7 protein-coding genes are annotated in these 23,537 nt (G+C 72.6%); all 7 read left to right on the forward strand.

The features are described from left to right. Window positions 1-2: 2 nt before the first annotated feature. The 7 genes from ACGFJ2_RS08305 to ACGFJ2_RS08335 are packed head-to-tail and all read left to right on the forward strand — an operon-like array spanning window position 3 to window position 23,536. The gene (locus ACGFJ2_RS08305) at window positions 3-5,486 is read left to right on the forward strand and encodes an SDR family NAD(P)-dependent oxidoreductase (RefSeq protein ID WP_393466054.1); all 5,484 of its coding nucleotides are present in this window, start codon (window positions 3-5) and stop codon (window positions 5,484-5,486) included. Window positions 5,487-5,518: 32 nt separating this feature from the next. Beyond that, complete coding sequence (locus ACGFJ2_RS08310) at window positions 5,519-10,501, forward strand: SDR family NAD(P)-dependent oxidoreductase (RefSeq protein WP_393466057.1); 4,983 nt, start codon at window positions 5,519-5,521, stop codon at window positions 10,499-10,501. A 41-nt stretch (window positions 10,502-10,542) separates the two neighbouring features. After that, entirely contained in the window at window positions 10,543-20,175 is a 9,633-nt protein-coding gene (locus ACGFJ2_RS08315) for an SDR family NAD(P)-dependent oxidoreductase (protein ID WP_393466060.1), read from the forward strand. Between the two features lie 28 nt (window positions 20,176-20,203). Further along, on the forward strand, window positions 20,204-21,049 hold the full coding sequence (locus tag ACGFJ2_RS08320) for a 3-hydroxyacyl-CoA dehydrogenase NAD-binding domain-containing protein (RefSeq protein ID WP_357942093.1): 846 nt from the start codon (window positions 20,204-20,206) through the stop codon (window positions 21,047-21,049). A 26-nt stretch (window positions 21,050-21,075) separates the two neighbouring features. Further along, window positions 21,076-21,327 (forward strand): acyl carrier protein, encoded by a 252-nt coding sequence (locus tag ACGFJ2_RS08325; RefSeq protein WP_357942095.1) that lies wholly within the window; start codon window positions 21,076-21,078, stop codon window positions 21,325-21,327. Next, complete coding sequence (locus ACGFJ2_RS08330; RefSeq protein ID WP_358426185.1) at window positions 21,324-22,481, forward strand: acyl-CoA dehydrogenase family protein; 1,158 nt, start codon at window positions 21,324-21,326, stop codon at window positions 22,479-22,481. The genes ACGFJ2_RS08325 and ACGFJ2_RS08330 overlap by 4 nt, the downstream gene beginning before the upstream one ends. Further along, the gene (locus ACGFJ2_RS08335; RefSeq protein WP_357942099.1) at window positions 22,478-23,536 is read left to right on the forward strand and encodes an HAD-IIIC family phosphatase; all 1,059 of its coding nucleotides are present in this window, start codon (window positions 22,478-22,480) and stop codon (window positions 23,534-23,536) included. The genes ACGFJ2_RS08330 and ACGFJ2_RS08335 overlap by 4 nt, the downstream gene beginning before the upstream one ends. Window position 23,537: the final 1 nt, after the last annotated feature.

Here is a 23,537-nt window from a genome sequence, read left to right on the forward strand (position 1 = left end):
AGATGTCGACCGAGGACAAGCTGCGCGACTACCTCAAGCGCGTGACCGTCGAACTGACCCAGACACGCCGCCGCCTCGCCGAGATCGAAGACCGTCGCCACGAGCCCATCGCGATCATCGGGATGGCCTGCCGTTACCCCGGCGGCGTGGCCGGGCCCGAGGATCTGTGGGAGGTGGTGTCCTCGGGCGTGGACGCGATCGGCGAGTTCCCCGCCGACCGTGGCTGGGACCTCGACGGTCTGTACGACCCGGCCCCCGACGCGTTCGGCAAGTCGTACACGCGGCACGGCGGCTTCTTGTACGACGCCGGCGACTTCGACGCGCCCTTCTTCGGGATGAGCCCGCGCGGCGCGCTGGCCACCGACCCGCAGCACCGGCTGTTCCTGGAGGTGAGCTGGGAGGCGTTCGAGCGGGCCGGCCTCGACCCGGACGCGCTGCGCGGCAGCAGGACCGGGGTCTACGCGGGGACCATGTACGAGTACTACGCCGACCGCTACCTCGGGGCCATCCCCGAGTCCGTCGAGGGTACGCTGCTCACCTCCAGCACGCCGAGCGTCCTGTCGGGCCGGGTGGCGTACACCTTCGGGCTGGAGGGCCCGGCCGTCACGCTGGACACCGCCTGCTCGTCGTCGCTGGTCACCGTACACCTGGCGGTCCAGGCCCTGAGGCGCGGCGAATGCGCCCTGGCGCTGGCCGGTGGCGTGACGGTGATGGCGGCGCCGGACCCGTTCGTGGAGTTCTCGCGGCAGCAGGCCCTGTCGCCCGACGGCCGGTGCAAGGCGTTCTCGGCCGCCGCCGACGGCGCCGCCTGGGCCGAGGGCGCGGGTGTGATCCTGCTGGAACGGCTGTCGGACGCGCAGCGCGACGGCCGCCGGATCCTCGCGGTGATCCGCGGCTCGGCCGTCAACCAGGACGGCGCCAGCAACGGCCTGACGGCGCCGAGCGGTCCGGCGCAGCGGGAAGTGTACCGGCAGGCGCTGGCCGACGCCCGGCTCGAACCCCGCGACGTGGACGCCGTGGAGGCCCACGGCACCGGCACCCGGCTCGGCGACCCGATCGAGGCCGAGTCGATCATCGCCGCCTACGGGCAGGACCGGCCGGCGGACCGCCCGCTGCGGCTCGGCTCGGTGAAGTCGAACATCGGCCACACCCAGGCCGCCGCCGGCGTCGCCGGGGTGATCAAGATGGTGAAGGCGCTGGAACACCGGACCCTGCCGGCCACCCTGCACGTGGACGAGCCGACGCCGCACGCGGACTGGTCGGCCGGGGCCGTGGAACTGCTGACGGAGGCTGTGGCCTGGCCGGTCTCGGACCGGCCGATGCGGGCCGCGGTCTCGGGGTTCGGCATCAGCGGGACCAACGCTCATGTGATCTTGGAGCAGGCGCCGGAGGTGGTGCCCGAACCTGTGACGGTGGATGGCCCGCTGGTGTGGGTGTTGTCCGCCAAGACGGAAATGTCGCTACATGCGCAGGCGGGCCGTTTGCGGACGTACGCGGCCACCGCGGCAGATGAGGATCTGGCCGTCGCGGGAGCCGTACTCGCTCGGCGGGCGCGGTTCGCGCACCGCGCGGTCGTTGTGGCCGCGGACCGGGATGAGCTGGTGGCGGGCTTGGCGGCGTTGGCGGCGGGTGAGTCGCATGCGGCGGTGAGCAGTGGTGCGGCGCTGGCTGATGTGCGGCCGGTGTTCGTGTTCCCGGGTCAGGGTTCGCAGTGGACGGGCATGGCGGTTGATCTCCTGGAGTCCAGTGAGGTGTTCCGGGAGTGGATGACCCGGTGCGATGCCGCGCTCGCCCCGTACACGGGCTGGTCTGTGGTGGCGGCTCTGCGTGCGGGTGAGTTGGTGGGCTCTGAGGTCATTCAGCCGGCGTTGTTCGCGGTGATGGTGTCGCTGGCGGAGGTGTGGCGGTCGCTGGGTGTGGATCCGGCGGCGGTGGTGGGGCACTCGCAGGGGGAGATCGCGGCGGCCTGTGTCGCCGGGGCGCTGACGCTCGACGACGCGGCCAGGATCGTGGCGCTGCGCAGCCAGGCCGTGGTGCGCGGGCTGGCCGCCACGGGCGGGATGCTCGCGGTGGCGCTGCCCGCCGAAGAGGTACGGCTGGAGCCGTGGGCGGACCGCCTGTGGATAGCCGTGCACAGCGGGCCCGCGGGCACGGTCGTGGCGGGAGACGTGGACGCGCTCGACGAGTTCGCGGCGGCGTGGGGCGAGACGGTCCGGGTGCGCAGGATCGCCGTCGACTACGCCTCGCACACCCCGCACGTAGAAGTGCTGCGCGAGGAGTTGCTCGCCACGCTGGCCGGGATCGCGCCGCAGGCGACGGACGTGGCCTTCTGCTCGTCCATGGCCGGCACCTTCGTCGAGCCGACCGAGCTGGACGCCTCCTACTGGTACGACAATCTGCGCAACCCCGTCCTCTTCCGCGAGTCCATCGGGGCGTTCGCGTCGTTCGGTACGCCGCTGTTCGTCGAGGTCAGCCCGCATCCCGTGCTGGGTGGCGACATCGAGGACATCTGCCATGAAGCGGGCATGACCGCCGGGGTCTGCGGGTCGCTGCGTCGTGGTGCCGGTGACTGGCGCCGCTTCCTGGCCGCGCTGGGCCAGGCGTGGGTGCTCGGGGCCGAGGTTGAGTGGCGGGCGGTGCTGGCGGATGTGCCGTACCGGCAGGTGGACGTGCCGACCTATGCCTTCGACCGGCGTACGTACTGGCTCAAGACCGCCGAGCGGCGCGCGCAGCACGCGGGCGGCGCGGGGATCGGCGGCTCGCGGCATCCGCTGCTGACCGCCGTCGTTCCGGTGGCCGACGACGGGTACCTGCTCACCGGCCGGCTGTCGGCGGCCGCGCTGCCGTGGCTCGCCGACCACTCGGTCTCCGGGAGCGTGCTGCTGCCCGGGGCCGCGTTCGTCGAGCTGGCGCTGGAGGGGGCCGCGGTCGCGGGCTGCGACCTGCTGGAGGAGCTCACGCTGGAGGCGCCGCTGGTCCTGCCCGCGACGGGTGAGGTCGGGCTGCAGATCACGGTGAGTCCGTCCGACGCCGCCGGGCGGCGTGCGCTGACCGTCTTCTCCGCCTTGCCGGACTCCGAGTGGGTACGTCATGCGTCGGGCACGCTCCTCGAAACGTGCGTTTCCGCTGGAGAGTTCGGCTGGGCCACGGCCTGGCCGCCCGCGGGCGGGTCGCCGGTGAACGTCGACGGCGGGTACGAGCGGCTGGCGGACTCCGGTTACGAGTACGGTCCGGCGTTCCAGGGCGTGCGGGCGGTGTGGCGGCGCGACGAGGAGCTGTTCGCGGAGGTCGTGGCGCCCGACGGGGTGGAGCTCGACGGGTACGGGATGCACCCGGCGGTGCTCGACGCGGCGTTCCACCCGTTGCTGCTCGCGGGCTCCGGTTCCGGCTCCGGGGAGCTGCGGCTGCCGTTCGTGTTCCGGGGAGTGCGGCTGGGTGTGCCGGGGGCCTCGGTGCTGCGGGTACGGCTGGCGTGGGCGGGCGACGACGCCGTGGTGGAGGCGGCCGACGTCTCGGGCCGGGCGGTGCTGTCGATCGAGTCGCTGCGGGCCAGGGCGGTACCGGTCGAGCCGTCGGCCTTGACGGGCGCGGTCCCGCAAGGGCTCGACTGGGTGAAGGTGCCCGCGGAACTCGGCGGCCCTTCATCGAAGGACGGTGGCTCGCGCTGGGTCTGGCTGGACGACGAGGGTGCGGCGTTGGAGGCGGACTTCGTCGCGGTGCGCTGCTCGGTTGCCGCCACGAGTGTGACCGCCGGGGCGCGGGAGTTGTTCGGCCGGGTGCTGGATCTGCTGCGGAGCTGGCCGGCCGACGCGCGGGCCCGGCTGGTGTTCGTCACCCAGGGTGTCCTGGCCACGGATCGTGTCGACGCCGCGGCCGTGGCCGCCGGGGTCGTCTGGGGTCTCGTCCGGTCGGCGCAGGCCGAGCAGCCGGGGCGGTTCGCGCTGGTGGACGTGGAAGAGGGTGCCACGGACTGGGACCTGGTGGCGGCGGCGATCGACGCCGGTGAGCCGCAGCTGGCGATACGCGACGGAGTGCCACTGGCGCCCCGCCTGACCCGCCGCCCGGCCGCATCGTCCGCCCATGGCACGGACACGACCGGCGCGGACACGACCCATGGCGCGGACACGACCCACGGCGCGGGCGTGACCTCTCCTCAAGGCGCGACCACGGCCTCTCCCCAGGGCACAGTGCTGGTGACCGGCGGGATCGGTGGGTTGGGCGCGCTTGTCGCGCGGCGGCTAGTGGAGCGGCACGGGGTCCGGGACCTGCTGCTGGTCTCGCGGCGCGGCCCCGAGGCACCGGGGGCAGGCGAGCTGGCGTCGAGCCTGGAGGAACTCGGGGCGCGGGTCACGGTGACCGCCTGCGACGTGTCCGACCGCGACGCTCTGGCCGTACTGCTGGCCTCGATCCCCGAGGACCGGCCACTCACCAGCGTGGTGCACACCGCCGGAGTCCTGGACGACGCCACCCTGGAGGGGCTGTCGGAGCGGAAGCTGGAGGTGGTGTTCGCGCCGAAGGCGGACGCGGCGTGGCACCTGCACGAGCTGACCCGTGGCCTGCCGCTGACCTCGTTCGTGGTGTTCTCGTCACTGGCAGGCGTGCTGGGCAATGCCGGGCAGGGCAACTACGCCGCCGCGAACGCGTTCCTCGACGTGCTGGCCGCGCACCGGCGCGGGCTGGGCCTGCCCGCGGTGTCGGTGGCCTGGGGGCTGTGGGACACCGGCTCGGGCATGACCGGTGCGCTGACGCCGGCCGACACCGCCCGCCTGGCCCGCGCGGGCGTCGCGCCGCTGAGCGTGGCGGAGGGGCTGGAGCTGTTCGACGCGGCGCTCGGCGGTGAGGAGGCCCTCGTCGTCGCCTCCGGCTGGGACGCTCCCGGGCTGCGGGCCAGGGCCGCGGCGGGTGACCTGCCGCCCCTGCTGCGCGGACTGGTTCGCGCACCGCGCCGTACCGGATCCGGGCAGCACGCGGGCAACCCCGGGCTGGCGGCCCGGCTGCCCAGCCTGTCCGAGACCGACGCCCGCAGGCTGATCACCGACGTCATCCGCGCGCACGTCGCCGCCGTACTCGCGCACGACAGCGTGGACGCGGTCGACGTCGGCAGCGCGTTCAACACACTCGGCTTCGACTCGCTGACCGCCGTCGAGCTGCGCAACCGGCTCAACTCCGATACGGGGCTGCGGCTGCCCGCGACCCTGGTCTTCGACCACCCGACCGTCACGACGCTGGCCGACTACCTGTTCAGGAAGCTCGCCCCGGCCGCCCCCTCGGCGGAGGACACGCTGCGCGGCGCGCTGGAACGCGTCGACTCGATACTCGCCCGCGCCAACGGCGACGCCGAGCGCATCCGAGGCAAGCTCATCCCGATTCTGCAGAGTGCCCTGACCAGGCTCGGAGCCGATCCCGACGGCATGAACGGCGCGGCGGAGAAGATCGACTCCGCGACCGATGAAGAGATCTTCGCGCTCATCGACAACGACTTCTGACCATGACTCTCGTTACCGGAAAGGCTCGTCCGATGGCGACCGAGGACAAACTTCGCGACTATCTCAAGCGCGTCACCGTCGAACTGACCCAGACGCGCCGCCGCCTCGCCGAGGCCGAAGATCGTCAGCACGAGCCCATCGCGATCATCGGGATGGCGTGCCGCTACCCCGGCGGCGGCGACACGGTCGAGGGTTTCTGGAACCTGCTGTGCGACGGCGGCAGCGCGGTCACCGAGGTGCCGTCCTCCCGGTGGGACATCGACGACTACTACGACCCCGACCCGCGTACCCCCGGCGGCATGTACACCAGATACGGCTCCTTCCTGCCGGACATCGCCGGCTGGGACGCCGAGTTCTTCGGTCTTTCGCCGCGCGAGGCCCTGCGGATGGACCCGACGCAGCGCCTCCTGCTCGAACTGGCCTGGGAGGGCCTGGAGGACGCGGGCGCGCCGCCGTCGCGCCTGTCGGGCAGCCGTACCGGCGTGATGGTCGGCTACATGGACAGCCTCCAGTACGGCAGGCTCCAGCTCGAGCGGCACGGCGCGGAGGCGCTCGCGGACCCGTACCTGGGCCAGGGCTCGTCCATGAGCGTCGCGGCCGGGCGCATCGCGTACCTGCTCAACCTGTGCGGCCCCACCATGGCCATCGACACGGCGTGCTCGTCCTCGCTGATCGCGGTCCACCTCGCGGCGGAGGCGCTGCGGCGCGGCGAATGCGACCTCGCGATCGCCGCCGGGGCGTCGATGACCTTTCATCCGAGCACCTTCATCCAGGCGTGCGCGGCGTCGATGCTGTGCGCGGACGGGAAGTGCAAGACGTTCGACGCGAGCGCCGACGGCTACGTCATGGGCGAGGGCGGGGGCGTCGTGGTGCTGGAGCCGCTGTCCAAGGCGATCCAGAACGGCCGGCGCATCCGCGCGGTGATCCGCGGCTCGGCCGTCAACCAGGACGGCCGCAGCAACGGTCTCACCGCCCCGAGCCGGAGCGCCCAGGCCGACGTGATCGGCCGCGCCCTGGCCGCCGCGCGGGTCACCCCCCAGGACATCTCGTACGTGGAGGCGCACGGCTCGGGCACCCACCTGGGGGACGCCATCGAGCTGTCGGCCCTGCACGACGTCTTCGGCCAGCGCCCCGGCACTCGACCGCTGCGGGTCGGCGCGGTGAAGACCAACATCGGCCACACCCAGGCGGCGGCCGGGGTGGCCGGACTGATCAAGACGGTCCTGGTGCTGGAGAACGAACTGATCCCACCGAACCTGCACCTGTCGCAACCGGCGGCGGCGATCCCGGAGGACGGGACGGTAGTGCCGATGGCCGGGACACCACAGGCATTCACGGGGCCGGGGCCGCGGCTGGCGGGGGTGAGCTCGTTCGGCTGGTCGGGCACGAACGCCCACGTCATCCTGGAATCCGCCCCCGAGCCCGGCGATTCCCAGAGGTCGTCCAACCACCTGCCGGAAGCCACCGTCGCCGGGCACGGCGTTGCTCGGGCACTGGTGCTGCCCGTGTCGGCGGCCAGTGACGCCGCCCTGCGAGAGCACGCCGGGCGCCTGTCCGCGGCGTTGGCGGCCCGGCCGGACACGGCCCGGTCGGCAGCGGCCCTGGCCGACGTGGCTCGCACGCTGCAGGCCGGTCGCGCCGAGCACGATCACCGGCGGGCCCTGGTCTGCGCCGACCTCCCGGACGCCGTACGCCTGCTGGGCCGCGTCGCCACCGAGGGTGGCGTGCATCGGGTGAAGGGCCGTCCCCGGGTCGCGTTCCTGCTGCCCGGCGTCGGCGACCAGTACGTCGGCCTCGGCAGGGAGCTGTACCGCACCGAGCCCGTCTACGCCGAGGCGGTAGACCGCTGCGTCGAGCTGGCCGCCGATCGGTGCGGCGTGGACCTGCGCCCCCTGTTCGGCCCCGCCGACGACCGGAGCGACGATGCGAAGCCCGTCGCCGACCAGGCACGGCCCTCGGTAGTGGACCCGTCACGGCCATCGGGCGGGGACCCGGCTCGGCCTGCGGGCCTGGACCGGGCGCGGCCCTCGGACGGGGACCTCGTGGCGCTGCTGGGTCGTGACGGTTCTGGGCAGGACCGGGCCGACGACCCGCTCAGCCACGCCGAGATCGCGCACCCGTTCCTCTTCACCGTCGAGTACGCGCTCGCCCGGCTCCTGTCCCACTGGGGCGTCACCCCGGACCTGCTCATCGGCTACAGCCTCGGCGAGTACGTGGCGGCCTGCCTCGGCGGCGTGTTCACCCTCGAGGACGCCCTGTACGTGGTGGCCGAACGAGCCCGCCTGATCGCCGCCGCCCCGCCGGGCCGCATGGTCGCCGTCGCCGCAGGCGAGGACCGCGTACGGGAACTGCTTGTCGGTGCCGAGGCCGAGGTGGACGTCGCGGCGCTCAACGGGCCTTCGATGACCGTGCTCAGCGGGCGCCCCGAGGACATCGAGGCCGTGACCCGGCGCCTCACCGCCGAGGGCATCGCCTGTCGGCCGCTGCGGTCCGCGCACGCGTTCCACTCGTCGCTGCTCCAGCCGGCCCGCGAGAAGCTGGCCGCGCTGCTTGACTCCGTGCCGCGCCAGGCACCGGCCACCACCATCGTGTCCAACCTCACCGGCGTCGCGCTGACGGCCGAGCAGGCCACCAGCTCCCAGTACTGGGCCGATCAGCTGGTCAGCCCGGTCCGGTTCGCCGACGCCGTACGGCACTGCGTCTCGCAGGGAGTGAACGTCCAGGAAGTAGACGTATTCGTCGAGCTCGGCCCCGGTCAGACCCTCGGTGGGCTGGTCCGGCAGAACCTGTCCGACCGGCCGGCCACCGTACTCGGCACCCTGCCGCCGCTGTGGACGGCCGGGGAACGGCGGGACGCGCGGTCCGAGCTGCTGGAGGCGTGCGGGCGGCTGTGGGAGCTGGGCGTCACGCTGAACTGGGAGCCCACCCGCCCCACCGGCGCCCGCCTCGTCGACCTGCCCGCCTACCCGTTCCAGCGCACCCGCTTCTGGCCGGACCAGGGCCGGGACGTCCCCCGAACCGACCGGCCCGCCAAACCGGCCGACTTCGCCTTCGCCCCGATCTGGCAGCAGGACACCACCCGCCCCACCCCGACGCACCTCGCCTCCCGCCCTGGCCCGGTGCACCTCGCCTCTGGCGACGGCCGTCCTGGGGGCGTCGCACCTGCTGTACGGCTCAGTGGGCCGTTGGTGGTGTTCGCCGACTCAGCGGGGGTCGGTGCCGCGCTCGCCGAGTCGGTCGCAGCAGCAGGGACCCAGGTGATCGAGGTCGTCGCCGGGACCGGGCTGCGGCAGGACGGTCGCCGTATCGTCATCGATCCCGCTGTGCCCGAGCACTACGCCCAGGTGTTCGCCGCCGTCACCGAGCCGGGGCCGGTGCATGTGGTCCATCTGTGGAGCCGGCTCGCCACGGCCACCACCCCGGTGTACGCCAGCGACGCGGAGCTGCGGGCGGCCATCGGGTACGGGTTCGACAGCCTGCTGCTGGCCGTACAGGCGCTTGGTGAGCTGCCCGCGCGCCAGGGGGTACGGCTGCTGACGGTGACCCAAGGGGCCGCCGAGATCCTGGGTGGCGACGCCCTCGCGCCGTACCGGGCCGTGGCGCACGGGCTCGGGCGGGCGGCGCACCACGAGTACACCGGACTGACCTGGAGCGGTGTCGACCTCGACCCGGAGGACGATCCGCAGGCGGCCGGGCAGCTCGTCCACGAGCTGCTCAGGGAGCCCGACGAGGCGCACGACCGGCTGACCGGCTGGCGGCGCGGCCGTCGCTGGGTGAAGAGCTGGGGCGAGGTCCCGGACCAGGGTGAGCCGATCGGGAGCCCGTGGCGGGCTGACGGCGTCTACCTGATCACCGGTGGTGCCCGGGGACTCGGCATGGGGCTGGCCAAGCACCTGGTGCGAGCCGGAGTACGGCGGCTCGCCCTCGTAGGCCGTACCCCCCTGAACGCCGCCCTGCCCGAGTCGGGCGGGAAGGTGGCGCGGAGTCTGGCAGACGTTGCCGAGCTTGAGGCAGCCGGAGCCGAGGTGTTGTTGCTGACCGCCGACGCCGGTGTCCCCGACGAGCTGCGGCGGGCGCTACGCCAGTGCCGGGAGCACTTCGGCATGCTCACCGGCGTGGTCCACGCGGCCGGCGTACCGGCGGGTGGGATGGTGCAGCGGCGGACCGTGGCCGAGGCGGGGGCGGTGCTCGCGCCCAAGATCTTGGCGATGGGACCCCTCGCCGAGCTGGTCGGCCCGGACACCCCTGCCGAGGAGCGGCCCGAGCTGCTGGTCCTGTACTCCTCCGCCGTGACCGCGTTCGGCGGCATCGGCGAGGGCGACTACTGCGCGGCCAACACCGTGCTCGACGCGTACGGCGAGGCGCTGGCCGCCACCGCGCCGTCCACCAGGGTGGTGTCGGTCGCCTGGGGCCCGTGGCAGCACGACGACTGGCAGGCCGACTCCCTCAAGGGCGCCTCCAGCCTCGCCCAGCGGGTGACCGCCTACCGGGAGAGGTACGGGTTCGCCGAGGAGGCGGGCTGCGCGTTCCTCGACCGGATCGTGACCGGCGGCCACGGCAGCGTCCTGGCCGCGCGCCAGCCGCTGCGGGACGTCCTGCGCGACTGGTCGTCCATGATCGACCTCGACGCCCTGGTCGGCGCGGCGTCGGCGCCTCGTGGGGAGCGGTTCCCGCGGCCGCTGCTGCGGACCGAGTACGTGGCGCCCAGGACCGAGACCGAGACCAAGATCGCCGACCTGTGGGGCGCCTATCTGGGCATCGAGCAGGTCGGCGTGTACGACCCGTTCTTCGACCTCGGAGGCAACTCCCTGGTCGGCATGGCCATGGTGCTCGCCATCGAGAAGGAGCTCGGCGTGGCCATCGCGCCCGCGGTGCTGTTCGAGCACCCGACGGTCGCGGAGTTCGCGACCGCGCTGGAGCGGTCGGACGACGGCTCCGCACGGCAGGCACTCACCACCAGCTCGGCTCGGGGGCAGCGACGGCGCCGGGCCCGTTCCGGGGGCGGACGGAAATGAAGCCCGACTTGAGCTTGAGTCCCGAGATAAGGACCGTTGACGTGACTGATGAGCTGGCCGGCGAGGTCTCCGGCAATGACATTGCGATAGTCGGGATGTCGGGGCGGTTCCCCGGCGCCGCCGATGTGGCCGGATTGTGGGCGAACATCCGTGATGGCCGTTCCGGCATCACCCGGTTCACCGATGACGAGTTGCGGGCCGCCGGAGTGCCCGAGGACCTGTTGGCCGATCCCGGGTACGTGAAGGCCGGGGCGGTGATCGACGGCGTCGAGCTGTTCGACGCGGGCTTCTTCGGGTTCAGCCCGAAGGAGGCGCAGATCCTCGACCCGCAGCACCGGTTGTTCCTGGAGCACAGCTGGGAGGCACTGGAGGACGCCGGGTGCGACCCCACCCGCTTCGACGGCGCGATCGGCGTCTTCGGCGGGTCCGGCTGGAGCTCGTACCTGCAGCACAACCTCATGCCGAACGACATCGCCGCCACCATGGGCGAGCTGGCCCTCGGCCTGGCCAACGACAAGGACTCGCTGACCCTGCGCGTGGCCCACACCCTGGGTCTGTCGGGCCCGAGCTACGCGGTGCAGAGCTATTGCTCCACGTCGCTCGTCGCGGTCTGCGCGGCGGCCTCCAGCCTGGCCGGGTTCGAGTGCGACCTGGCGCTGGCGGGCGGCGTCGCGGTCAACGTTCCGCACCGGGTCGGCTACCTGTACCAGCAGGGCGGCATCGCGCCGCCCGACGGCGAGTGCCGGGCCTTCGACGCGGGCGGCCTGGGCAGCCCGCTCGGCAGCGGCGTCGGCGTGGTGGCGCTGCGTCGGCTGGAGGACGCGCTGGCCGCCGGTGACCAGATCTACGCCGTCATCCGGGGCTGGGCCGTCAACAACGACGCTGGTAGGAAGGTGGGCTTCACCGCTCCCGGCGTACAGGGCCAGGCCGCCGTCATGGCCGAGGCGCTCGCCAGTGCCGGGCTGATGCCCGCCGACATCGACTACGTCGAGGCGCACGGCACCGGCACCGCGCTCGGTGACGCGGCCGAGCTGGCGGCGCTGCAGCAGGTGTTCCACGACGAGTCGTGCCTGATCGGCTCCGTCAAGACGAACCTCGGCCACCTCGACCGGGCGGCCGGCGTCACCAGCCTCATCAAGACCGCCCTCGCCCTACGCCACGACGAGATCCCGCCCACTCGCAACCTCACCGAGCCCAACCCGCAGCTCAGCGCAGGTGAGGCCGAGCTGGAGGTGGTCACCAGGCTCATCGCCTGGCCGCGCAGGCCCGGCCGGACCCGGCGGGCGGGGGTGAGCGCGTTCGGCATCGGCGGGACCAACGCGCACGTGGTGCTGGAAGAGGCGCCCGCTGTTCCGGTGCCCTCCGTTCCGGTTTCGGCCGCGGCGTCGCGTCCGGAACTGCTGGTGTGGTCCGCGCGGTCCGCCGCCGCGGCCGACGCCATGACCGAACGCCTCGCCGACCACCTCACGTCCGCCGCGACCGGCCACCTCGGGTCCGCCGCGGCCAGTGCGACGACCGACCCTCTTGCGGCCGATCCCGACAACCCGCACCTGCCCGACGTCGCCCACACGCTGCAGGCCGGGCGGCAGGTCTTCGGGCATCGCCGGATGCTGGTCGCCGCCACCGTGGACGAGGCCGTCGCCGGGCTGCGCGACGCCGGGGTGCTGGCCCGCGCGGACAGCCGCGCGGACCGGCCCGTCGCGTTCCTCATCGCGGGCACCGGCGAGCAGTACCCGGGCCTGGCCGCCGAGCTGTACGAGACCGAGCCGGTCTTCCGGCAGACGCTCGACGAGTGCCGGGCCACGCTCCGCGACCACCTCGGTGGGGTCGACCCGCTCGCCGAGCTGCTGCTCCCCAGGCAGCCCGGCCAGGCCGCCGGGCTCGACCGGCTGCTCGGGCGGGAGGCGGCGCCGGTCGACACCATGCCCACGGCGGTGTTGCAGCCCGCCCTGTTCGCGGTCGAATACGCCCTGGCCCAGCTCGTACGCTCCTGGGGCATCGAACCGGCACTGCTGGCCGGCTACAGCCTCGGCGAGTACGTGGCCGCCTGCCTGGCGGGCGTCCTCACCCTGGACTCGGCGCTGGCGCTGGTCGCCTACCGCGCGCGGCTGATCGACGCGCTCCCGGCCGGCGCGATGAGCGCCGTGCCGCTGGCCGCCGACGACCTGCGGACCCGGCTGGACCGGGCGGGCATCACCGATGTCGACGTGGCCGCGGTCAACGGCCCCGAACTCACCGTGCTCGCCGGTCCGCCCGCCGTGATGGAGGCGGTCAGGGAGTTCCTGGGGGGCGAGTCGGTGCCGTGCCGGCCGCTGGCCACCAGCCACGCGTTCCACTCGCGCATGATGGAGCCGGTACGCGACGAGCTGACCCGCTGGATCGCCACCCACATCACGCTCGAAGAGCCGCGCATCCCGTACGTCTCGAACGTCACCGGCGCCCTCATCACCGCCTCCGAGGCGACCGACCCCGGCTACTGGGCGCGGCACATGTGCGGGCCCGTGCTGTTCGACGCCGTGCTCGGCACGCTGCTCGAACAGGGGGAACTCGCGCTGCTGGAGATCGGCCCCGGACAGTCGCTCGGGGCGATGGCCCGTGGTCACCGCGACTGCCCCCGGGACCGCTGGCCGCTGGTGGTCTCCACGCTCCCCGCCGCCGCCGACCCCCGCCCGGCCGGCACCGTGCTGGCCGAGGGCCTGGGGCGGTTGTGGCTGGCGGGCGTGCCGGTCGACTGGGCCGGATACCGGCAGGATCGTCCGGTACGCAAGGTGGGGCTGCCCAGCTACCCGTTCCAGCGGGAGCGCTACTGGATCGACCCGCCCCGCCACCAGGCCAGGCCCGCCCCGGTCGCCGCCGCTCTGGCTCCCCCTCCTGAGGAGGCGGCTCCGCACGTCCAGCTCATGGTCCCGCGCTGGGTCGCGATCGACGTACCGGCTGCTCCCATCGCCTCGAGTGCGGCCGGGCGCTGGGTGGTGCTCGCCGACACCGGCGGGGTCGCCGACGCGGTCGTCGAGTCGTTGGGCTCCGACGGCGCCGAGATCGTGCTGGTACGGCCGGGCGGCGCGTTCGCCGAGATGACCGGCGGCTACACGATCGACCCCGAGTCGGCGGCCGACCACGCCACCCTGGCCAGGAGCCTGGCGAGCGAGACCCCGACAGTCCTGCTCGACCTGCGGCTGCTCGACCACGCCGGCTCCGGTGGCGACGGGCGCCAGGTGGTGCTGCCGCTCTCCCGGATGCTGGACGCCTGGGGCAGCGAGGGCGGTGACAGCACCAGGATCATCGTGGCGACCCGAGGCGGCCAGGCGGTCGTCGCGGGCGAGGTGCCGGACCCCGGCCACGCCGCCGCCGCCACGCTGCCGCTGGTCGCCAACCAGGAGTACCTCAACCTCGACTGCCGCTGCGTGGACGTCGAGGTGGGAGCCGACGTCGCCGCGACGGCCCGGGACCTGGTGGCCGAGCTCCGCGATCCGGCGACCGACGCTCTGGTGGCCTACCGCGACGGACGCCGCCACACCCGCGACTACGTCCCCGCCGACCCGGACGGAGCGCACACGGTCAGCCCGGAAGGGGAGCAGGCGGTCGGGTCGGGCGGAAACTTGACGGCCGGTCTGGGGGTGCGGCCCGGTGGGACGTACCTGATGACCGGTGGTCTCGGGGACGTCGGGCTGCTGGTGGCCGAGCACCTGGTGCGGGCCGGAGCCGCCCGGCTGATCCTCACCAGCCGGGGCGGCGTGCCCGCCACGGCCGGTGACCCGCGCCACGAGGGCGTCCAGCGGTTGCGGGCGCTCGGGGCCGAAGTACTGACACCGCAGGCCGACGTGACAGACGCCGACGCGATGCGCGCCCTACTGGCCGAGGTGCTGCGGGAGGGCGGGCGGCTCGACGGGGTGATTCATGCCGCGGCCGAGACCGGCCGGGACACGTTCCTGTCGATGCGCGACCTCGACCAGGAAGCCGTCGCCAGACACTTCGGTGCGAAGGTGACAGGCGCGCTGGTCCTGCGTGAGGTGCTCGCCGAGCTCCCCGCCGAGCGAGCGCCCGGTTTCTGCCTGCTGTTCTCCTCGACGTCGTCGCTGCTGGGCGGCATCACGTTCGGTAGCTACGCGGCGGCGAACGCCGCGCTGACGGCGGTCGCGCACGACACCGCCGCCTCGCCCACCCGGTGGGTGGCCGCGAGCTGGGACACGTGGTCGCGGACGCTCGAAGGCATGGAAGGCGGCATCGGCGCCGCGATGGCCGCGCACGCCATGAGCACCGAGGAGGGGCTGGCGGCGTTCGACCGGCTGGTGGCCGACGATCGGCCGAGCCTTGTGGTGGCTGCTGGCGGTCTCGACGACCGGCTGCCCCGGGTGGTGGCCGGGCCGGAGCCGGGGGCGGGCGGGACCCGGTTCCCCCGTCCCGAGCTGCCCCAGCCGTACAGCCCGCCATTGACCGCGACCGAGCGGGCGCTGGCCGAGCTGTGGTCGGACGTGCTCGGCATCGAGCCGGTCGGGACCAGGGACAACTTCTTCGACCTCGGCGGCAACTCGCTCGTCGCGCTGCAGATGCTGGCCCTGGTGAAGAAGCGGTTCGGGATCGCGGTGCCGACGGTGATGCTGTTCGAGGCGCCGACGGTGCACACGCTCGCCGGAATCCTCGACGAGAAGGGCGCCGGCGCCGGCCGTACCGGGAAGACGAGTGCCCGCACCGCGACGGTGGCCAAGCGGGTCGCCCGGAAGGCCGTGGAAGGCGCCGCCGGACCTGTCGACCGCTCCGGCATCGGCTCCGGCTCCGGCAGCGACATGGACGACGACCGGCGGATCGCCATCGTCGGCATGGCCGGCCACTTCCCGGGCGCCACCGACGTGGGTGCGTTCTGGAACAACCTCCGTGAAGGCGTCGAATCCATCAGCTTCTTCTCCGAGGAAGAGCTGCTGGCCGCCGGAGTGGCCCCCGACCTCATCCACGACCCCTCGTACGTCCCCGCCCGCCCCGTGCTCGACGACGTCAGCGGCTTCGACGCCGCGTTCTTCGGCCTGAGCCCCCGGATGGCCGCGATCACCGATCCGCAGCAGCGGGCGTTCATCGAGGTGTGCTGGGAGGCGCTGGAGCAGGCCGGGTACGCGGTGCCGGAGAGCAGGGGCCGGGTCGGCGTGTTCGGCGGCAGCAACATCAGCACGTACCTGCTCCGCATGGGCGAGCACCTCCTCAACGACGAGGAGGAGGTCAGCCACTACGAGATCATCATGGGCAACGACAAGGACGCGCTCACCACGACGGTCTCCTACCTGTTCGACCTGTACGGGCCGAGTGTCGCGGTGCAGACGTTCTGCTCGACCTCGCTGGTCGCGGCGCACCTGGCGGTGCAGAGCCTGCGCAACGGCGAATGCGAGCTGGCGCTGGCCGGAGGCGTGTCGATCCGGGTGCCCGATCGGGTCGGGCACAAGTTCGGGCCCGGCGGGCAGGAGTCGCCCGACGGTCACGTGCGGACGTTCGACGCGCGGGCGCGGGGCAGCATGTTCGGTGACGGGGCCGCGGTGGTGCTGCTCAAGCGGCTGTCGGACGCGGTACGCGACGGCGACCACATCTGGGCCGTGATCCGCGGTTCGGCGATGAACAACGACGGCGCGCTCAAGGTCGGCTTCACCGCGCCGAGCGTGGTCGGCCAGGCCAGGGTGATCGCTGACGCGATGGCCGACGCCGGGGTGACCGGCGAGGACATCAGCTACATCGAGGCGCACGGCACCGCCACCGAGCTCGGCGACCCGATCGAGCTGGCGGCGCTGACGCGGGCGTTCGGCGACACCGAGCAGACGCAGTACTGCCCGATCGGCTCGGTGAAGACCAACATCGGGCACCTGGACCGCGCCGCGGGCGCGAGCGGCCTGATCAAGACCTCGCTCGCGCTGCGCGAACAGGTGATCCCGGCCAGCCTGCACTACACCAGCCCCAACCCGGAGATCGACTTCGAGAACAGCCCCTTCTACGTCAACGCCGAGCTCTCCCCGTGGCGGACCCGCGACGGGCGGCCGCGCATCGCGGGCATCAACTCGCTCGGCATGGGCGGCACCAACGTGCACATGGTCGTCGAAGAGGCGCCTGTCCGGCCCCCGGCGCCGCCCGTTTCGCCCGAGTCCTCCCGCAGGTACCAGGTGCTGCCCGTGTCCGCGCGCAACGCCACCGCGGCCGACCAGGCGGGCGAGCGCCTTGGGCGGCACCTGGCCTCGTCGCCCGATATCCGGTTGGCGGATGTGGCGTTCACCCTCCAGGTGGGGCGCAAGACGTTCGAGCATCGGCGTGTCGCCGTCGTCGACAGCGTTGAGTCGGCCGCCGCCGTGCTGGGCGGGGAGTCGCCGACGCCCGGCGTGTTGAGTGGGGGATCGCCGAACCTCGATGTGCGGTCGGCGAACCCTGGCGTGCTGAGCCGGGTCGACACGGTTCAGGGGCGTCCGGTGGCGTTCCTGTTCGCGGGGGCGGGGGAGCAGTATCCCGGGCTGGTCACCGAGCTGTACCGGCGCGAGCCGGAGTTCCGCGCGGCGCTCGACGAATGCCTGGAGCTCCTGCGCGGGCCGCTGGGCGACGTGGACCTCGCGGACCTGCTCGCGGGCGGCCGCGGCAGCGCACCGGACCTCGCCGCCCTGCTGGGCCGCACGGGCTCGGGCGGTTCCGTTGGCTCGGGTGGGGACGAGCGGGTCGGCGTGTTGGAGCGTACGGAGGTCGTCCAGCCGGCCCTGTTCGCCGTCGAGTACGCCCTGGCCCGCACGCTGATGACCTGGGGCGTACAGCCACGGATCATGCTGGGCTACAGCCTCGGCGAGTACGTCGCCGCCTGCCTGGCCGGAGTCCTGTCGCTGCCGGACGCCATCGCGCTGGTGGCGTACCGGGCGAAGCTGATCGACGGTGTGCCGCCCGGCTCGATGGTCGCCGTGTCGCTGCCCGCGAGCGAGCTGCGCCGCCGGTTGAGGCTGGATGAGCGGGGGCTGGACCTGGCCGCCGTCAACGGCCCGCAGGTGACGGTCGTCGCCGGTCCGGTCGAGGCGATGGACGGGCTCCTCGCCGACCTGCGGCGGGCCGAGATCCCGTGCCGGCCGCTGCAGACCACCCACGCCTTCCACTCCAGGATGCTGGCCCGGCTGAGTGACGAGCTGACCGCCTGGGTCGAGGCGAACGTCCAGCTCAACCCGCCCGCCCTGCCGTACATCTCGAACGTGACCGGCGGGATCGCCGACGCGGACCTGGTGTGCGAGCCGGGCTACTGGGCCCGGCACATGTGCGGGACCGTACGGTTCGCGGACGGGGTCGACGCGCTGCTCGCCGACCCGGAGCTGGCCGTGGTCGAGATCGGCCCGGGGCAGTCGCTCGGCGCCCTGGTGCGCGCCGCCGGATGCCCGCCGCAGCGGTGGCCGCTCATCCTCAACGCGCTGCCCGGCGGCAGCGACAGCCGCCCGGACGACGAGGTGCTCGCGGGCTGCCTGGCCCGGCTGTGGCTGCTCGGCGCCGACCTCGACTGGGCCGCCCACCACGGCCGACACCGGAACACCGGGCACACCGCAGGGTCCGATGCCGGGCTCGCCGCCGGGGCGGCTGATGTGTCCGGTGCCGGGTTGCCGGGGCGGATTCCGTTGCCGACGTACCCCTTCCAGCGTCAGCGCTACTGGATCGACCCGCCCGCGACCGGTGCGCGGCGGCAGCCGGTCGGCGCGTTGCCGGCGCTCGACCCGGACAACCTGTTCGAGGCGATCACGAACCTGCCCAGGCTGCCGGAAGACCAGTGGATGTACCTGCCCGTGTGGCGGCAGACCGCCGCGCCAGCGCCGGGTGAGCAGCCGGGCTCGTGGCTGGTCTACACCCGCGAGGGGCTCGCCGACCAGGTCGCCGCCGAGCTGCGGCGGACGGCGGGCGCCACGGTCACGCTGGTACGCCCCGGCGACGCGTACACCGCCACCCCCGACGGCTACACGGTGCGGCCGGGCAGCGTGGGCGACACGCTCTCGCTGCTGCGCGACCTGCGCGCCGCCGGCCGGCCCCTGGAGCGGGTGGTCCACCTCTGGACGCTGGACGCCGCTACCGGCGACACCACCATCCGGTACGGCCTGCACACGCTCGTCGCACTGGCCAGGGCGGCGGCGGAGTCCGGCACCGACGACTGGTCCCTGGACGTCGCCGTCACCGGCACGCAGCAGGTACTGGGCGACGACGTGTCCAACCCGGACGGCGCGACGCTGATCGGTCCCTGCCTGGTGATCCCCCTGGAGTACCCGAAGGTCGCCACCCGCCTCATCGACCTGGCAACCAGCGGCAGGGGCGGTTCGGTGGTCGGTGGGTTGGCGGCCGAGTTGCGGAGGCCGCAGGCCGACCGGATCGTGGCGCTGCGCAACGGTCGACGCTGGGTGCCCGGTTACGAGACCATGGCGGCCGATCCGGACCTGGAGACGCTCCGCGAAGGCGGTGTCTACCTGATCACGGGCGGGCTCGGCGGCATCGCCCTCGGCCTGGCCGCACGGCTGGCCCGCGACTGCCACGCCAACCTCGTCCTGCTCGCCCGCCGCGGCCTGCCACCCCGAGCGGAGTGGTCCCGCATCCTGGCGAGCGCGGGGCCCAACGGTGTGGGGACGGCCGAGGAGGCGACCCGGCGGCGAATCGCCCAAGTGCTCGAGATCGAGAGACTCGGCGGCCGGGTCGAGATCGTCACCGGCGACGTCAGCAAGCCCGAGGACGTCCGCCGGGCCGTGGACACGGCGGTCGAGCGGTTCGGTGCCCTCCACGGTGTCCTCCACGCAGCGGGCGTCCCCGGCATGGGGTTGATGCAGTTCAAGCGGTCCGACGAGCTGGACCAAGTACTCGCCCCGAAGATCGGCGGCACCCTGGCCATCGCCGAGGCGCTGCGCATCGGCCGGCCCGATGAGGTCGAGCTGGACTTCCTGGTGCTGTTCGCCTCCATCACCTCGGCGACCGGCGGCGGGCCGGGGCAGGTGGACTACTGCGCCGCCAACGCCTTCCTCGACGGGTACGCCCATCAGCTCGCCGACACCGGCAGGCGGGTCCTGGCCATCGACTGGGGCGAGTGGACCTGGAACGCCTGGGAGGAGGGCCTGGCCGGGTACGACGGCGCGTTGCAGCAGTTCTTCCGCGACAACCGGGCCCGTGTCGGCATCGACTTCGAGGACGGCTGGCGGGCGCTGCTGCGCGCCCTGGCCAGCGGTGAGTCCCGGGTCGTGGTGTCCACGCAGGACTTCCCGACGGTGGTGCTCGGCAGTTCGCGCTTCAACCTGGAGGCGGTCACCTCGCCCGCCGTGGGTGGCGTGAGCGGCGAGCGGCACCCCCGTCCCGAGTTGGTCACCCCCTACCAGGAGCCGTCGGGGTCGGCCGAGGAGCAGATCGCCGGCATCTGGTGCGATTCGCTCAAGCTCGACCGGGTCGGCGTCCTGGACAACTTCTTCGAGCTCGGCGGCAACTCGCTGCTCGGCGTCAGCATCGTGGCCGCGATGCGCCGGGCGTTCGAGCTGGACGAGCTGCCGCCGCACATCCTCTACGAGGCGCCGACCGTGTCGGCACTCGGCCAGACCATCGAGGCCATGTCCTCGGGCGCGGGCCACGTGCTCGGGACCGGCGCCGACGGCGGCAGCCACGTACGTGCCCAGCTGCGCCGATCGGGACTCGAAGCCTCCGCCGCCCGCAGACGCGGCCGGTGAGACACAACCCAGTGAATGGAGCAGAGTCATGACAGTGATCGGCGTAGTGGGCGCCGGTGTGATGGGCGTAGGAGTGGCCCAGAACCTGGCCCAGACCGGCCACGACGTGGTCCTGGTCGACAAGGACGAGCAGATCCTCAAGCAGGCGCTCGCCAACATCGAGCGCAACAGCCGGATGAGCCGCCTGATGGGCGGCCCGGCCCTGGACGCGGACGCGATCCTCGCCAGGATCACCACGGCCGTCGGCGCCGACGCCCTGGCCAAGGCGGAGATCGTCATCGAGAACGTGACCGAGAACTGGGACGTCAAGCGGGAGGTCTACGAGGCGCTCGACGCGGCCTGCGGACCCGACACCGTGTTCGTCGTCAACACCTCGGCCATTCCGATCACCAAGGTCGGCGCCGTGACGGGCCGTCCGGACAAGGTCATCGGCGTACATTTCATGAACCCGGTGCCCGCCAAGCCGGCCGTCGAGCTGATCCCCGGCTTCCACACCACCCCCGACACCATCGAGCGGACCAGGAACCTGCTGGCCGCGATGGGCAAGCGGGCCGTCGACGTCAAGGACTCGTGCGGCTTCATCTCCAACCGGGTGCTCATGCTCACCGTCAACGAGGCCGCCTACCTCGTCCACGAGGGCGTGGCCACGGCCGAGTCCGTCGACGAGGTGTTCCGCAGCTGCTTCGGCCACCCCATGGGGCCGCTGGAGACCGCCGACCTGATCGGCGTCGACACCATCCTCTACAGCGTCGAGGTGCTGTACGAGCACTACGCCGACAGCAAGTACCGGCCGTGCCCGCTGCTCAAGCAGATGACCGACGCCGGCCTGCACGGACGCAAGTCCGGCCGCGGCTTCTTCACCTACGCCAACTAACCAAAACACCGAAAAGGAGCTCAGCCATGTCGAACACCGCTGAGGCGCAGATCCTCGCCTTCGTCCGCAGCCGCTACCCGCAGGCCGAGATCACCGGGGACCAGGACATCTTCTCCCTGGGCTTCGTCAACTCGCTGTTCGCGATGGAGCTGGTGATGTTCGTGGAGAAGACCTTCGAGGTCACCATCCCGAACGAGGAGCTGCGCATCGACAACTTCCGGACCGCCGGCTCGATGGCCGAGCTGGTGGGCCGCCTGTCGGAGGAGCTGGCCGCGTGACGATCGTCACCCAGGCGCCGGTCGCGCAAAAGACGCTCCCGGTCACCGACCGGGCCAGCGCCCGCGCGTTCGTGGACACCTTCATCGTTCCGTACGCCGAGGCGTACGACCAGGCCGGCTACATCCCCGAGGAACTGCTGGACCGGATGGCCGAGGCGGGTCTGTGGGCCCCCTTCCTGCCCGAGGAGGTGGGCGGCGCCGGAATGGACCTGGTCACCCTCGGGGAGGTCCACGAGGAGGTGGGCCGCGGCTGCTCGTCGGTCCGCAGCCTGCTCACGGTCCACACCATGGTGTCGTGGGCGGTGCAGCGGTGGGGCAGCGCGGCGCAGCGGCAGAAGTGGGCTCCGGCCCTGGCCAAGGGTACGGTCCTGGGCGCGTTCTGCCTGTCGGAGCCCGGCGCGGGCAGCGACACCTCGGGCATCACCACGACGGCCGTCCAGTCCGGTACGGGCTGGGTGCTCAACGGCGGCAAGAAGTGGATCACCGGTGGCCAGCGGGCGGACCTGTACCTGGTGTTCGCCCGCACCGCGTCGAGCATCGGCGCGTTCCTGGTGCCCAGGGAGAGCCCCGGGGTCGAGGTGCGCCCGATCGACGACATGCTGGGCACCCGCGCGTCGATGCTCGCGGAGGTGACGTTCGACGACGTGCGTCTCGACGCCGACGCGCTGCTCGGGCCCAGCGGGTTCACCGCGGGCATGGTGCTCACCGGCACGCTCGACCTCGGTCGCTACAGCGTGGCGGCCGGGTCGGTCGGCATCATCCAGGCGTGCCTGGAGGCGTCGGCGACGTACACCTCGGCTCGCGAGGTCGGCGGCTCGGTGCTGCGGGACCTGCCGCTGATCCAGGCCAAGCTGTCCGACATGGTCACCGACGCGCGGGCGGCCCGGCTGCTGCTGGCCGAGGCGGGGCGGCTCAAGGACGCCGGCGAGGCGTCCACGATCATGGCGACCTGGGTGGCGAAGTACTTCGCGTCCACCGCGGCCGCCAGGCACGCGTCGGAGGCGGTCCAGATCCACGGCGCCAACGGCTGCAGCCCCGACTACCCCGTGGCCCGCTTCTACCGGGACGCCAAGGTCATGGAGATCATCGAGGGCAGCAACGAGATCCAGCGGATCACGATCGCCGGCCAGGCGGACCGGGAGGTGACGTCATGAGTGTGGCCGTACTCCACGAGAAGCCCAAGCAGGGCCGCATCAAGTGCGTCGTGTGGGACCTCGACAACACGCTGTGGGACGGCGTGCTGCTGGAGGACGAGAACGTCAAGGTACGCCCGGCGGTCGTCGAGCACATCAGGCGGCTGGACCGCATGGGCGTGCTGCACTCGGTGGCCAGCAAGAACGACCACGAGGCGGCGTTCGGCAAGCTGCGCGAGCTCGGCCTCGACGACCTGTTCCTGTACCCGCGGATCAACTGGAACGCCAAGTCCGACTCCATCCGCCAGATCTCCAAGGCGCTCAACCTCGGGCTCGACGCGTTCGCGTTCGTCGACGACCAGGAGTTCGAGCGCGCCGAGGTGGCGCACGAGGTGCCGGAGGTGACCTGCGTCGACGTCGCCGACGTGGACGAGGCGCTGGTACGACCGGAGTTCACCCCTCGCTTCGTCACCGACGAGTCGGCGCAGCGGCGCGGCATGTACCAGGGGCAGATCGCCAGGGACGAGCTGGAGAGCGAGTTCGTCGGCACCAACGAGGAGTTCCTGGCCGGGCTGAAGATGGCGTTCACCATCGCGCCGGCCCGCCGGGAGGACCTTCAGCGGGCCGAGGAGCTGACGGTACGCACCAACCAGCTCAACTCGACCGGGCGCACCTACTCCTACGAGGAGCTCGACGAGCTGCGTGAGTCGCCGGACCACCTGCTGCTGGTGGCCTCGCTGACCGACCGGTTCGGCAGCTACGGCAAGATCGGGCTCGCGCTGGTGGAGAAGGAGGAGTCGGTCTGGCGGCTCTGCATGATGCTGATGTCGTGCCGGGTGATGTCGCGCGGTGTCGGAATGGTCATGCTCAACCACGTCATGCGGCTGGCGAAGGAGGCCGGCGTCTCGGTGCGGGCCGACTTCGTGGAGACGGGACGTAACCGGATGATGCAGGTCACCTACGCGTTCGCGGGTTTCAGGGAGGTGGAGCGGAACGGCGCCCACGTGGTGCTGGAGGCCGATCTGACGAACGTGCAGCCGCCTCCGCCGTACGTGAAGCTAGAGATCGTGGATTGAG

Origin of the sequence: Nonomuraea sp. NPDC049028 (assembly GCF_043197735.1) — a bacterium.
Taxonomy (GTDB): Bacteria; Actinomycetota; Actinomycetes; order Streptosporangiales; family Streptosporangiaceae; genus Nonomuraea.